Source organism: Pseudomonas sp. W3I7, assembly GCF_030816095.1.
Taxonomy (GTDB): domain Bacteria; phylum Pseudomonadota; class Gammaproteobacteria; order Pseudomonadales; family Pseudomonadaceae; genus Aquipseudomonas; species Aquipseudomonas salomonii.
Genome location: NZ_JAUSXP010000001.1, coordinates 5,204,991 through 5,217,888, shown reverse-complemented (window position 1 = coordinate 5,217,888; position 12,898 = coordinate 5,204,991). Strand labels below are relative to the sequence as shown.

Here is a 12,898-nt window from a genome sequence, read left to right as displayed (position 1 = left end):
TAAAGAAGCCCCCCGTCAGAGTCCTGCTATGCGGGGTTCGCAGGCGCGGGGCTTTTTTGTATGATGTGCGACCCGTGCGCACTGGGCGCCGATAGAGGTTGAGCATGCAGGCCTACGAAGTTAAGAGCTTCCTTGAAGAAAAGCTGCCCGAAAGCCTTTCTTCACAAGTGCAGGTAGAAGTTGAAGGCGAAGGCTGCAATTTCCAGCTGAACGTGATTAGCGATGAACTGGCAAAATTAAGCCCGGTCAAGCGTCAACAGCAGATCTATGCCCATTTGAACCCGTGGATCACCGATGGCAGCATCCACGCGGTTACTATGAAATTTTTCAGCCGCGCGGCCTGGGCCGAGCGTACCTGAGCCCCCAAGGCGTCGAGATTCTTATGGATAAATTGATTATTACCGGTGGTGCCCGCCTTGATGGCGAGATCCGCATTTCCGGTGCAAAAAACTCCGCCTTGCCGATCCTGGCAGCGACCCTGCTGTGCGATGGCCCGGTAACCGTGGCCAACCTGCCGCACCTGCACGACATCACCACCATGATCGAGCTGTTCGGTCGCATGGGTATTGAGCCGGTGATCGACGAGAAGCTGTCTGTCGAAATCGACCCGCGCACCATCAAGACCCTGATCGCTCCGTACGAACTGGTGAAAACCATGCGTGCCTCGATCCTGGTGCTGGGCCCGATGGTTGCCCGTTTTGGCGAAGCTGAAGTCGCACTGCCTGGCGGTTGCGCGATTGGCTCGCGCCCTGTCGACCTGCACATCCGTGGCCTTGAAGCCATGGGCGCGGTCATCGACGTAGAAGGTGGCTATATCAAGGCCAAGGCGCCGGAAGGCGGTTTGCGCGGTGCCAACTTCTTCTTTGATACCGTCAGCGTCACCGGTACCGAGAACATCATGATGGCCGCCGCCCTGGCGAACGGTCGCAGCGTGCTGCAAAACGCTGCGCGCGAGCCTGAAGTGGTCGACCTGGCCAACTTCCTCATCGCCATGGGTGCCAACATCACCGGCGCCGGCACTGACACCATCACTATCGACGGTGTGAAGCGTCTGCACTCGGCCACCTACAAAGTGATGCCGGACCGTATCGAGACCGGCACCTACCTGGTTGCCGCCGCCGTTACCGGTGGCCGCGTCAAGGTCAAGGACACCGATCCGACCATCCTGGAAGCCGTGCTGGAAAAACTCAAGGAAGCCGGTGCTGAAATCACTACCGGTGAGGACTGGATCGAGCTGAACATGCACGGCAAGCGGCCAAAAGCCGTCAACGTGCGTACGGCTCCTTATCCGGCGTTCCCGACCGACATGCAGGCGCAGTTCATTTCCTTGAACGCGATTGCCGAAGGCACAGGCGCCGTAATCGAGACCATCTTCGAAAACCGCTTCATGCACGTGTATGAACTGCACCGCATGGGCGCCAAGATTCAGGTCGAAGGCAACACCGCCATCGTTACCGGCATCGACAAGCTCAAGGGCGCGCCAGTGATGGCAACCGACCTGCGTGCCTCGGCCAGCCTGGTGATTTCGGCGCTGTGCGCGGACGGCGACACCCTGATCGACCGCATTTACCACATCGACCGTGGTTACGAGTGCATCGAAGAAAAACTGCAGATGCTCGGCGCTAAAATCCGCCGCGTACCGGGCTAGCTCCTGGAACTGTAAACACCGTCACCTGTGGCGAGGGAGCTTGCTCCCGTTGGGTCGCGAAGCGGCCCCCAAGAACGGGACTGCTGCGCAGTCCAGCGGGAGCAAGCTCCCTCGCCACAGGGCTGTGTTTGCTGTTGATCCTGCTGAATTTGTTTCAAATCGAGGCTGTAATGGCCTCGATCTGTGTCTGGCGCCGTTTGCGACCGGACAGCAATAGCCTGATGAAGGACTGACGTTTCCCATGTTGACCATCGCACTGTCCAAGGGCCGCATCCTTGACGACACTTTGCCGCTTCTGGCTGAAGCGGGCATCGTGCCGACCGAGAATCCGGACAAGAGCCGCAAGCTGATCATCCCCACGACCCAGGACGATGTACGCCTGCTGATCGTACGGGCTACCGACGTGCCGACCTACGTTGAACATGGCGCCGCCGACCTCGGTGTGGCCGGTAAAGACGTGTTGATGGAATACGGTGGTCAGGGCTTGTACGAGCCGTTGGACCTGCGTATTGCGCTGTGCAAGCTGATGACCGCCGGCCGTGTCGGTGATGTTGAGCCCAAAGGCCGCCTGCGCGTGGCCACCAAGTTCGTCAACGTCGCCAAGCGCTACTACGCCGAGCAAGGCCGTCAGGTCGACATCATCAAGCTTTACGGCTCGATGGAGCTGGCGCCGCTGATCGGCCTGGCCGACAAGATCATCGACGTGGTCGACACCGGCAACACCCTGCGTGCCAACGGCCTCGAACCCCAGGATTTCATTGCTGACATCAGCTCCCGCCTGATCGTCAACAAAGCTTCCATGAAAATGCAGCACGCCCGTATCCAGGCGTTGATCGACACCCTGCGCAAGGCAGTGGAGTCTCGACACCGCGGTTGACTCACCCGCGCGGCCTTAGGCCGCGCCCGTCTATCCGCCTCATAGCCAGAATTCTCAGGTGCCCAAGCGGAAATGACTGCTAGTTTAGGGCGCCTGAGTTTTTGCCAATTCTATTGAGGCCCTCGCTATGACCACGTCCACTGCAATTGCCCGACTCAACGCTGCCGACCCGGATTTCGCCCATCATCTGGATCATCTGCTGAGCTGGGAAAGCGTGTCTGACGACTCGGTCAACCAGCGAGTGCTCGACATTATCAAGGCTGTGCGTGAGCGCGGTGATGCGGCGCTGGTGGATTTCACCCGTCAGTTCGACGGCCTGGACGTGAAGTCCATGGCTGACCTGATCCTGCCCCGTGAACGCCTGGAGCTGGCGCTGACACGCATCACGGCACCCCAGCGCCAAGCCCTGGAAGTGGCGGCGGCGCGGGTGCGCAGCTACCACGAAAAACAGAAACAGGATTCCTGGAGCTACACCGAAGCCGACGGCACCGTGCTGGGCCAAAAAGTCACGCCGCTGGACCGCGCCGGTTTGTACGTGCCCGGCGGCAAGGCCTCGTACCCGTCATCGGTGCTGATGAACGCGATCCCGGCCAAAGTGGCGGGCGTAACCGAAGTGGTCATGGTGGTGCCGACCCCGCGTGGTGAAATCAACGAGCTGGTGCTGGCCGCTGCCTGCATCGCCGGCGTCGACCGCGTGTTCACTATTGGTGGTGCGCAAGCCGTTGCGGCCCTGGCCTACGGCACCGAAAGCGTGCCGAAGGTCGACAAGGTGGTTGGCCCAGGCAACATCTATGTCGCCACCGCCAAGCGCCACGTGTTTGGCCAGGTCGGTATCGACATGATAGCCGGCCCTTCGGAAATCCTCGTGGTGTGCGACGGCCAGACCGACCCGGACTGGATCGCCATGGACCTGTTTTCCCAGGCCGAGCACGACGAAGACGCCCAGGCGATTCTGGTCAGCCCGGACGCCGAATTCCTCGACAAGGTCGCCGCCAGCATCAACACGCTGCTGCCGACCATGGACCGCGCCGAGATCATCGAGAAGTCGATCAATGGCCGTGGTGCGCTGATTCTGGTGCGTGACATGGAACAGGCCATCGAAGTGGCCAACCGCATTGCGCCGGAGCACTTGGAATTATCTGTAGCCGACCCGCAGGCCTGGCTGCCGTCGATTCGCCACGCCGGTGCGATCTTCATGGGCCGCCACACCAGCGAAGCCCTGGGCGACTACTGCGCCGGCCCCAACCACGTGCTGCCGACGTCGGGCACCGCGCGGTTCTCATCGCCGCTGGGGGTGTATGACTTCCAGAAGCGTTCGTCGATTATCTTCTGCTCGCCACAAGGCGCCTCCGAACTGGGCAAGACTGCCTCGGTGCTGGCCCGTGGTGAATCGCTAAGCGCCCACGCGCGCAGCGCCGAATATCGCATCCTTGAAGAGGGGAAATGAGGCATGAGCAAATTCTGGAGCCCCTTCGTCAAGGACCTCGTGCCTTACGTACCCGGCGAACAACCCAAGCTGACCAAACTGGTCAAGCTCAACACCAATGAAAACCCCTACGGCCCATCGCCCAAGGCGCTGGCGGCGATGCAGGCCGAGTTGAACGAAAACCTGCGTTTGTACCCCGACCCCAACAGCGACCTGCTCAAGCAGGCCGTGGCCAAGTACTACGGCGTTGACGCCGGCAAAGTGTTTCTCGGCAACGGCTCCGACGAAGTGCTGGCGCACATCTTCCACGGCCTGTTCCAGCACGACTTGCCGCTGCTGTTCCCGGACATCAGCTACAGCTTCTACCCGGTGTACTGCGGCCTTTACGGCATCCAGTCCGCCCCGGTGCCGCTGGACGAGCAATTCCAGATCCGCGTGGCCGACTACGCCAAGCCCAACGGCGGGATCATCTTCCCCAACCCGAACGCGCCGACTGGCTGCGTACTGGCGCTGGACGCGGTGGAACAGATTCTCAAGGCCAGCCCGGATTCGGTGGTGGTGGTGGATGAGGCCTATATCGACTTCGGCGGCGAAACCGCCATCAGCCTGGTGGATCGCTACCCAAACCTGCTGGTGACCCAGACCCTGTCCAAATCGCGCTCACTGGCCGGTTTGCGTGTAGGCCTGGCCGTGGGCCACCCAGACCTGATCGAAGCGCTGGAGCGGGTCAAGAACAGCTTCAACTCCTACCCGCTGGATCGCCTGGCGATTGTCGGGGCGGCGGCGGCGTTTGAGGACCGTGAGTATTTCGAGAAGACCTGCAAGCAGGTGATCGACAGCCGCAACACGGTGGTCGCGCAATTGGAGGGCAAAGGTTTTGAAGTGTTGCCTTCAGCGGCCAACTTCATCTTTGCCCGTCACCCACGGCACGACGCCGCGGGTTTGGCCGCAAAGCTGCGTGAGCAAGGGGTGATTGTGCGGCACTTCAAGCAGGAGCGGATTGCCCAGTTCCTGCGGATCAGCATCGGTACGCCGGAGCAGAACCAGGCGCTGATCGATGGCCTCGGTGAGCTCTAAGCCACACTGAATAAAAAAATGTGGGAGCGGGCTTGCTCGCGAATGCGGTGTATCAGTCACATGTTTATCGACTGACACTCCGCATTCGCGAGCAAGCCCGCTCCCACATTTAGTTTTGCGGTGCTAATTAGATCAACGGCTCATCCGGCTTCTTGTTCTTCCAGCCATCATTGCCCGGCAGCAGCAGGTTCAAACCAATCGCTACCACCGCACACAGGGCGATGCCCTTGAGGCCGAAGTCATCCGGGCCAGTGCCGGTGCCGACCAGCACACCGCCAATCCCGAACACCAGGGTCACCGACACAATCACCAGATTGCGCGCCTCGCCCAGGTCGATCTTGTGGCGAATCAGCGTGTTCATGCCCACCGCCGCAATCGAGCCGAACAGCAGGCACAGAATCCCGCCCATCACCGGTACCGGGATGCTTTGCAGCAACGCGCCGAACTTGCCGATAAACGCCAGGCTGATGGCAAACACTGCCGCCCAGGTCATGATTTTCGGGTTGTAGTTCTTGGTCAGCATCACTGCGCCAGTCACTTCGGCGTAGGTGGTGTTTGGCGGGCCGCCGAACAGGCCGGCAGCGGTGGTGGCAATCCCGTCACCCAGCAAGGTGCGGTGCAGGCCGGGCTTCTTCAGGTAATCGCGACCGGTCACGCTGCCCACCGCAATCACGCCGCCGATATGTTCGATCGCCGGGGCCAGGGCCACCGGGACGATAAACAGAATCGCCTGCCAGTTGAACTCCGGCGCGGTGAAGTGGGGCAGGGCGAACCACGGCGCGGCGGCGATCTTCGCCGTGTCGACCACACCAAAGTAGAACGACATGGCAAAGCCGACCAGCACGCCGGAGATAATCGGCACCAGGCGGAAAATGCCTTTGCCGAATACCGCAACGATCAGGGTGGTCAGCAGTGCCGGCATCGAAATCAGCATCGCCGTCTGGTAATGGATCAGCTCGCTGCCATCCCCGGCTTTGCCCATCGCCATGTTGGCGGCAATCGGCGCCATGGCCAGGCCAATCGAGATGATTACCGGGCCAATCACCACCGGCGGCAGCAGGCGGTCGATGAACCCGGTGCCCTTGACCTTCACGGCCAGGCCCAGGAAGGTGTAAACGAAACCGGCCGCCATCACGCCGCCCATGGTCGCCGCGAGGCCGAACTGGCCCTTGGCGAGAATGATCGGCGTGATAAACGCAAAGCTCGATGCCAGGAATACCGGCACCTGCCGCCCTGTCACCACCTGGAACAGCAACGTGCCCAGGCCTGCGGTAAACAGTGCGACGTTTGGATCAAGACCTGTGATCAGTGGCATCAACACCAGCGCGCCAAATGCTACAAACAGCATTTGTGCGCCAGACAGGATCTGGCGCCAAAGCGGGTCGTTGAATTCATCCTGCATGCTCACGCGTCCTTCTGCTTGGTGCCGAAGATCTTGTCACCGGCATCGCCCAGGCCTGGGATGATGTAGCCGTGTTCGTTCAAGCGCTCGTCGATGGAGGCGGTGTAGATCTGCACGTCCGGGTGAGCCTTTTCAACGGCGGCGATGCCTTCGGGTGCAGCCACCAGGACCATGGCGCGGATGTCCTTGCAGCCGGCTTTTTTCAGCAGGTCGATGGTGGCAACCATGGAACTGCCGGTGGCGAGCATCGGGTCGATGATCATTGCCAGGCGTTCGTTGATTTCCGGGACGAGTTTTTCCAGGTAGGTGTGCGCCTGCAAGGTTTCTTCATTGCGGGCCACGCCCACAGCGCTGACCTTGGCGCCCGGGATCAGGCTGAGCACGCCTTCGAGCATGCCGATACCGGCGCGCAGGATAGGCACTACGGTGATTTTCTTACCGGCGATTTTCTCCACTTGTACGGGACCGGCCCAACCGGGGATCTCGTAGGTTTCAAGCGGCAAATCCTTGGTCGCTTCATAAGTCAGCAGCGCTCCGACTTCCTGAGCAAGCTCACGGAAATTCTTCGTGCTAATGTCGGCACGGCGCATAAGGCCGAGTTTGTGTCGGATCAGCGGGTGGCGGATCTCGCGAGTGGGCATGGGAAAGGCTCCGGCGGCGGGCAAAAAAACCGGCCTAGATTAATCTATCCGAGGGTGTTGTCCTATAGACATCTAGTACGTTAGTCCATTAAGGCTTGATCGTTGCGCCTCACATGCGTACCTTTGCCCGCTTTTCTTGCCACAGCACCCCCTTGGAGAGCGCCATGTCCGCTGATCTCGAGCATATCCGTCAAATCATGCGCGAGGCTGACTGCCTGTACACCGAAGCGCAAGTCGAAGAAGCGATCGCCAAGGTCGGCGCACACATCAGCCGCGAAATGGCCGACACCAACCCGGTGGTCTTCTGCGTGATGAACGGCGGCCTGATTTTCGCCGGCAAATTGCTGACTCATCTGCAATTCCCGCTGGAAGCCTCGTACCTGCATGCCACCCGTTATCGCAACGAGACCAGCGGCGGCGACCTGTTCTGGAAAGCCAAGCCGGAAGTCTCGTTCATCGACCGCGACGTGCTGATCATCGACGACATCCTCGATGAAGGTCACACCCTGGGCGCGATCATCGACTTCTGCAAGCACGCCGGTGCGCGCAAAGTGCACACCGCCGTATTGATCGACAAAGACCACGACCGCAAGGCCCGCCCGGACCTCAAAGCCGATTACGTCGGTCTGCCGTGCATCGACCGTTACATTTTCGGCTACGGTATGGACTACAAAGGCTACTGGCGTAACGCCAATGGCATTTACGCGGTTAAAGGGATGTAAACCATGGCACGCTTTCTTGATCAGACGCTGTTCGCGCAATTGGCCGAGAAAGCGGCCGCCAGCCCTCGCGGCCGGCACCATCACAACTTGCATCAGATGAAAGAACCCTGTCATCGCCTGGCCGTCGGCCTGCAACCCGACACCTATGTACCGCCGCATCGGCACCTGAGTGCCGACAAGGCGGAAACCTTGTTGGTGCTCAAGGGCAGCCTCGGCATACTGGTGTTCAGCGACACCGGCGAGGTGATTGCCAAGCGCATTTTGCAGGCGGGCGGCGAGTGCGCAGGCGTCGATTTGCCGCCAGGCGTGTTTCATGGCCTGGTGGTGCTGGAACCCGACAGCGTGATGTTTGAATGCAAGGCCGGGCCATATCGACCGATAGGCGAGGGCGAGTCACCCGACTGGGCGCCCCGCGAAGGCGATGCCGGTGTGGCCGAGTACCAACGCTGGATGCTCGCCCAGTTCGATTGAGCTACAGTGCTCGGCTACCTTTCTACGGAGCGGCCCATGAGCCTGTTGACACGCACCTGCGCCGCCCTGGCGTTGACTCTCAGTTTGCCACTGGCTGCCGCGCCCGCGCCGATGCACAGCCAGTTCCTGCCCGCCGGATGACCTCACCCTGCGCGCGCAAACGCCCGAGCAGCAGCAACTGCTGCAAGTTACCGAATATGCGGTGGTGGTGGGTAACCAGCGGCAATCAACGCAACAGCCGATTCCGGTGACCTCGCCGTTGATGATCCGCCTCAAGGGCAAATCCCTGAACAAAGGCGCGACCATCGCCCAGGTGGTGCTCAATTTCGACGCCGAAAGCAAAAGCCTGAAAAAGCCGCTGTTTGATGACGCCAGCAAGACCCTGACCCTTTCTTACCCGATGGCGCAATATCGAGTGATTGTCGACCTGCTGCGCAATGACACGGTGTATGTACAGTTCCTCAGTTATGCCAACGGGCATATCTGGGCGGACCTGCACACAGGGGCGGTTCGCGCAAAGTAATTAAGCCGAATGCAGTCAATGTGGGAGCTGGCTTGCCTGCGATGGCAGCGGGTCAGTTGGCCCGACTGTCACTGATGCACCGCCATCGCAGGCAAGCCAGCTCCCACATGTGTGTTTGGTTGTTTTCGAAGGCGGTGTCTGGCAGGTAGACTTCCTCTCCCGTGTAAATGTCTGCAGGCTGGAGTCGGTAATGCGTAAAGATAAGAAACAGGTGATTGGTGACGAGATCGGCGACGACCAGATCAAGTTGTTCCTGGATTTCGAGCCGGTCGACGCGACCTCTCCGTCCCTGCACAAGCTGATCAAGGCTTACCGAGGCCTGCGTATCGACGACTTCGAGCGCTTCCTGGGCTTTTTCAAGGAAGCAGGCCTGGACCTGGACGGCAAGGATGAGCATGGCCAGACCTTCGTCGAGATTATCAAGGACCAGCGCAACGCACCCGACTACATCGAGCTGATCGTAAAAGCTCGCGGCTGATTATTCGAGCCACAAAAAAACGCCCCGAGGGGCGTTTTTTTTGCAGCCAGGTCTTAAGCGTAGCTTTCGGCCTCGTTGCTTTGCGCAACCAGCTCCAGGCTGATGTTGTTCTGCGCATTGATCTTGCGATACAGCTCAGCATCCGTCTCCAGCACTTTTTCCCGCGCCGGGAAGATCTCGTGCAGCTTGGCCGCCCACTCTCCGGCAGCCTTGGCCGGGAAGCAGCGCTCGATCAGTTCCAGCATGATCGAAACCGTCACCGAAGCGCCTGGGGACGCGCCCAGCAGGGCTGCCAGCGAGCCGTCTTTGGCCGCGACCAGCTCGGTGCCGAATTGCAGCACGCCGCCTTTTTTCGGGTCTTTCTTGATGATCTGCACCCGTTGGCCGGCCACTTCCAGGCGCCAGTCTTCGGCTTTGGCTTGCGGATAGAAGCGGCGCAGGGATTCCAGGCGCTGCTCCATGGATTGCATCACTTCGCTGACCAGGTACTTGGTCAGGTCCATGTTGTCGCGAGCGACTGCCAACATCGGGCCGATGTTGCCGGCGCGAACCGACAGCGGCAGGTCGAGGAACGAGCCGTGCTTGAGGAACTTGGTGGTAAAGCCGGCGTATGGCCCGAACAGCAGGGATTTCTTGCCATCGACCACGCGGGTGTCCAGGTGCGGCACCGACATCGGCGGCGAGCCCACGGCGGCCTGGCTGTAAACCTTGGCCTGGTGGTGCTTGACCACTTCCGGGTTGTCGCACCGCAGCCACTGGCCACTGACCGGAAAGCCACCGAAGCCTTTGCTCTCTTCGATGCCCGAAGCTTGCAGCAGCGGCAGGGCCGCGCCCCCGGCGCCGAGGAAGACGAACTTGGCGTCGACTTCGCGGCTGTTACCGCTGTTGACGTCCTTGATGCTCACGGTCCAGCCCGCGCCATTGCGCTTGAGGCCGGTGACGCGCTTGCTGTACTTGACCTGGGCATCTGGTGCGCTGGTCAGGTGCGACAGCAGTTGGTTGGTCAGGGCGCCGAAATTGACGTCGGTGCCGTTCATCACGCGGGTGGCCGCGATTTTTTCATCGAGCGGGCGGCCCGGCATCATCAGCGGCATCCACTCGGCCATCTCATTGCGGTCTTCGGTGTAATGCATGTCCGAGAACGCATGGTGCTGGCTGAGGGTTTCAAAGCGCTTCTTGAGGAAGGACACGCCTTTGTCGCCTTGCACGAAGCTCAGGTGCGGCACCGGGCTGATAAAGGACTTGGACGAGCCAAAGGTGCCCTTTTTGGTCAGGTACGCCCAGAACTGCTTCGACACCTCGAACTGGGTGTTGATGTGCACGGCTTTCTTGATGTCGATGGAGCCGTCGCCGGCCTGCGGCGTGTAGTTCAGCTCACACAGCCCGGCGTGGCCGGTGCCGGCGTTGTTCCACGGGTTGGAACTCTCCGCGGCACCCGAATCCATCAGCTCAACGACTTCCAGCTTGAGGCCGGGGTCGAGCTCTTTGAGCAATACGGCCAGGGTGGCACTCATGATGCCGGCCCCTACCAGTACTACGTCGACTGCTTCGTTATGCGCCATTTAACGCGTCTCCAAAATCTGCAGCACCAAATTGACGGCATGGCTGCCAGGAGTGACGGGGCGGTTCACGTGTTGCCCCAGGTTACCCATGGCCAGGATCGCCATGTCCGTTTCGCAATTCTTTGCAACTTCAGCACACGCTTCCTGCCGGCTAATCTGCCTATGAACGCATTCATGGGCGCCTGTGGCAATTCGACTTATGGTCAAAGCGTGCGATTCGTGCAACCAATCCGTAGCGGACAGGCTCAAGCTCCGGTGTTTGAGGAGTACTCGGTCCTGTGTGGTTGGGCTGTTCCAGACGCTGATGGTGCTTGTACAAACGCCAAACTATTCATTTGCTCGCCACACTCTTGTGAAGTTGTGAAAACCCGTTTTTTCACGCTCTTTTGAAGACGTGAACCTCAAAAAAGGGCTGCCCCAGCCTGGCACCTGGCCCGTAAACCCCTGCCGACACGCGGCAAGACGGGCAAACAACTCAAGTGGCCGAGCGCAATGGCAGCTCTGGCAGATTCGGCAAAGAGGGGTGGTTTGCAAAGAAATCAGCAAGCGCGCCAGCTTCACTCGATCTGTGTGGGCGGCTCTCTGTGGGCGATTGGGGGGTTAATACCGAGGCATTAACGGTGCTGCGGGGCCCGATCAGGAGACGTCCTTATAATCGGGGGGAGATTGTAGCGAAGAACGTCGGGGAAATGGGCGTGTTTTGTGACTTTTATTAGGGCTGTTCAGGAAGCCAGTGCGTGCCGCGAATGCCTGTGAGCAACCTGCGGGCTGATTCGGGCACTCATCGGCAGTGGACGGTGCATCCAGCCCAGGTGAGTCTCCGAGACTTCCACCCAGCCATCGCCCACAGGTGGCAGGCTGCACTGCTTGAACGCCACGCAATGGCCGTTGGCATCGAGCCGTGCGTAGTGGCGATGGCGGGGGTGTGACATGAACAATGATTTAAGAAGGCGCATGGCTTTGTACCTGTTACGTTACATGCTCGAAGGTTGCCAGTGTGCCATGACAGTGGAGTGACGAAATTATGCGAAATTGTAATTTCGGCCCGCCTTCAGCTGACGTTCAGGATGGCTGGTGAGTGGCCCACATGCGCCGTTATACTGGTGGCCTGTTTGCACCCCGTCCTGGAGAAATGAGTATGTTGCAACGCCTGTTGTTCGGTTTGATCACTGTGACCAGTTTGACCCTGGTTGGCTGCGCCAACAGCCCGCAACAACTCAGCCCGCAACCTAAAGTCACGGCGCAACTGGCGCCTGTCGGCCATGGCCAGCCGGTGTCGGTGCGCGTGGTAGATGGTCGTCCTTCGCCCACCCTGGGCTCCCGTGGTGGCCTGTACCCTGAGACGGCGCTGATTTCGGTCCAGGGCCAGGACGTGCTGCCCAAGCTGCAAGCCCAGGCTGAAGCCGCCGTGCGCCTGCTGGGCTTTACCCCGGCCAACTCGCCGGGCGCGCCGCAGTTGACCATCACCCTGGCTGAGCTCAAGTACCAGTCGCCCAAAGAAGGCCTGTATGTGACGGAAGCGTCCATCGGCGCGACCTTCAAGTCCGACGTCAGCGCCGGCACACGCCCGCTACAGTGGCCGCTACGGCGCGTCCCTGAACCAGCGTTTTGGTATGTCGCCGAACCAGGAAACCAATACCAAGCTGGTCAGCGACGTGTTGAGCGACGCCCTGACGCGCTTGTTCAAAGACCCGAGCATCGGTTCGCTTCTCAACGCGCAGTAACCGTCAGGCGGGCGCGCAACGCCCCGATCACCGGGCTCAGCAATGAGCCCGGTTTTTTATGCCTGTAGCCTTCATGCAGCCGTTTCGACATAAAAGTCCAGCACACTCACGCCTGTGAGCAAGTCCAGCTCCGGCAGGTCGGCATGCTGGTGCCCGCCGAGGGCGCAATACACCAGCCAGTGGCGGTCCTGGACGTTGAATGCAAGGCCGCCGACCAGCGCTTCCTGCTCATCGTTCTGGGCCATCAGGTACAGCCGATCCTGGTTTTGTGCGTGCAGCATGACAAGCTCCCAAGCGTTCGAAGGGCAACAGAGTGGCTTGTTAAGGTGACGTTCAGGTGACGCTGT

At 60.3% G+C, this 12,898-nt stretch carries 13 protein-coding genes and 3 pseudogenes; 11 read left to right on the top strand and 5 right to left on the bottom strand.

Going from position 1 to position 12,898, the window contains the following annotated elements; genetic code table 11:
- Positions 1-104: 104 nt before the first annotated feature.
- The 6 genes and pseudogenes from QF043_RS24090 (at position 105) to hisC (ending at position 5,028) form a co-directional block, all read left to right on the top strand.
- On the top strand, positions 105-359 hold the full coding sequence (locus QF043_RS24090) for a BolA family protein (RefSeq protein ID WP_307420442.1): 255 nt from the start codon (positions 105-107) through the stop codon (positions 357-359).
- A gap of 23 nt (positions 360-382) precedes the next feature.
- Entirely contained in the window at positions 383-1,648 is a 1,266-nt protein-coding gene (gene murA / locus QF043_RS24085; protein WP_017138227.1) for a UDP-N-acetylglucosamine 1-carboxyvinyltransferase, read from the top strand.
- A gap of 25 nt (positions 1,649-1,673) precedes the next feature.
- A pseudogene (locus QF043_RS30880) lies at positions 1,674-1,769 on the top strand (N-acetyltransferase); the annotation flags it as partial.
- A gap of 120 nt (positions 1,770-1,889) precedes the next feature.
- On the top strand, positions 1,890-2,525 hold the full coding sequence (hisG, locus tag QF043_RS24080; protein ID WP_003188599.1) for an ATP phosphoribosyltransferase: 636 nt from the start codon (positions 1,890-1,892) through the stop codon (positions 2,523-2,525).
- A gap of 127 nt (positions 2,526-2,652) precedes the next feature.
- Positions 2,653-3,972 (top strand): histidinol dehydrogenase, encoded by a 1,320-nt coding sequence (hisD, locus tag QF043_RS24075; RefSeq protein WP_056859015.1) that lies wholly within the window; start codon positions 2,653-2,655, stop codon positions 3,970-3,972.
- 3 nt (positions 3,973-3,975) lie between these two features.
- Positions 3,976-5,028, top strand: coding sequence for a histidinol-phosphate transaminase (gene hisC / locus QF043_RS24070; RefSeq protein WP_307420441.1), 1,053 nt, complete (start codon positions 3,976-3,978; stop codon positions 5,026-5,028).
- A gap of 127 nt (positions 5,029-5,155) precedes the next feature.
- On the opposite strand, the gene QF043_RS24065 is transcribed toward hisC, so the two are convergent.
- Both QF043_RS24065 and upp read right to left on the bottom strand, forming a co-directional pair.
- Positions 5,156-6,430: a uracil-xanthine permease family protein gene (locus QF043_RS24065; protein ID WP_017138224.1), complete on the bottom strand. Its 1,275-nt coding sequence runs from the start codon at positions 6,428-6,430 to the stop codon at positions 5,156-5,158.
- A 2-nt stretch (positions 6,431-6,432) separates the two neighbouring features.
- Positions 6,433-7,071 carry a uracil phosphoribosyltransferase gene (gene upp, locus QF043_RS24060; RefSeq protein WP_017138223.1) on the bottom strand — a complete coding sequence of 213 codons (639 nt, stop codon included), beginning with the start codon at positions 7,069-7,071 and terminating at the stop codon, positions 6,433-6,435.
- Between the two features lie 164 nt (positions 7,072-7,235).
- Here upp and QF043_RS24055 point away from each other — a divergent pair, with 164 nt between their 5' ends.
- From QF043_RS24055 to QF043_RS24040, 4 genes and pseudogenes are all read left to right on the top strand, one after another.
- Positions 7,236-7,793 (top strand): hypoxanthine-guanine phosphoribosyltransferase, encoded by a 558-nt coding sequence (locus QF043_RS24055; RefSeq protein ID WP_003216150.1) that lies wholly within the window; start codon positions 7,236-7,238, stop codon positions 7,791-7,793.
- Between the two features lie 3 nt (positions 7,794-7,796).
- A complete protein-coding gene (locus tag QF043_RS24050; protein WP_307420439.1) occupies positions 7,797-8,264 on the top strand; it encodes a WbuC family cupin fold metalloprotein in 468 nt (155 codons plus the stop codon).
- Between the two features lie 36 nt (positions 8,265-8,300).
- A pseudogene (locus QF043_RS24045) lies at positions 8,301-8,787 on the top strand (hypothetical protein).
- Positions 8,788-8,977: 190 nt separating this feature from the next.
- Entirely contained in the window at positions 8,978-9,265 is a 288-nt protein-coding gene (locus tag QF043_RS24040; protein WP_307420438.1) for a PA4642 family protein, read from the top strand.
- Positions 9,266-9,318: 53 nt separating this feature from the next.
- On the opposite strand, the gene mqo is transcribed toward QF043_RS24040, so the two are convergent.
- On the bottom strand, positions 9,319-10,827 hold the full coding sequence (gene mqo / locus QF043_RS24035; RefSeq protein WP_307420437.1) for a malate dehydrogenase (quinone): 1,509 nt from the start codon (positions 10,825-10,827) through the stop codon (positions 9,319-9,321).
- Between the two features lie 722 nt (positions 10,828-11,549).
- Positions 11,550-11,783 (bottom strand): hypothetical protein, encoded by a 234-nt coding sequence (locus tag QF043_RS24030; protein WP_081321407.1) that lies wholly within the window; start codon positions 11,781-11,783, stop codon positions 11,550-11,552.
- A 182-nt stretch (positions 11,784-11,965) separates the two neighbouring features.
- On the opposite strand from QF043_RS24030, the pseudogene QF043_RS24025 reads away from it, so the two are divergent.
- A pseudogene (locus QF043_RS24025) lies at positions 11,966-12,551 on the top strand (YajG family lipoprotein).
- Positions 12,552-12,622: 71 nt separating this feature from the next.
- Here QF043_RS24025 and QF043_RS24020 read toward each other — a convergent pair.
- Positions 12,623-12,832 carry a hypothetical protein gene (locus tag QF043_RS24020; RefSeq protein ID WP_056859008.1) on the bottom strand — a complete coding sequence of 70 codons (210 nt, stop codon included), beginning with the start codon at positions 12,830-12,832 and terminating at the stop codon, positions 12,623-12,625.
- Positions 12,833-12,898: the final 66 nt, after the last annotated feature.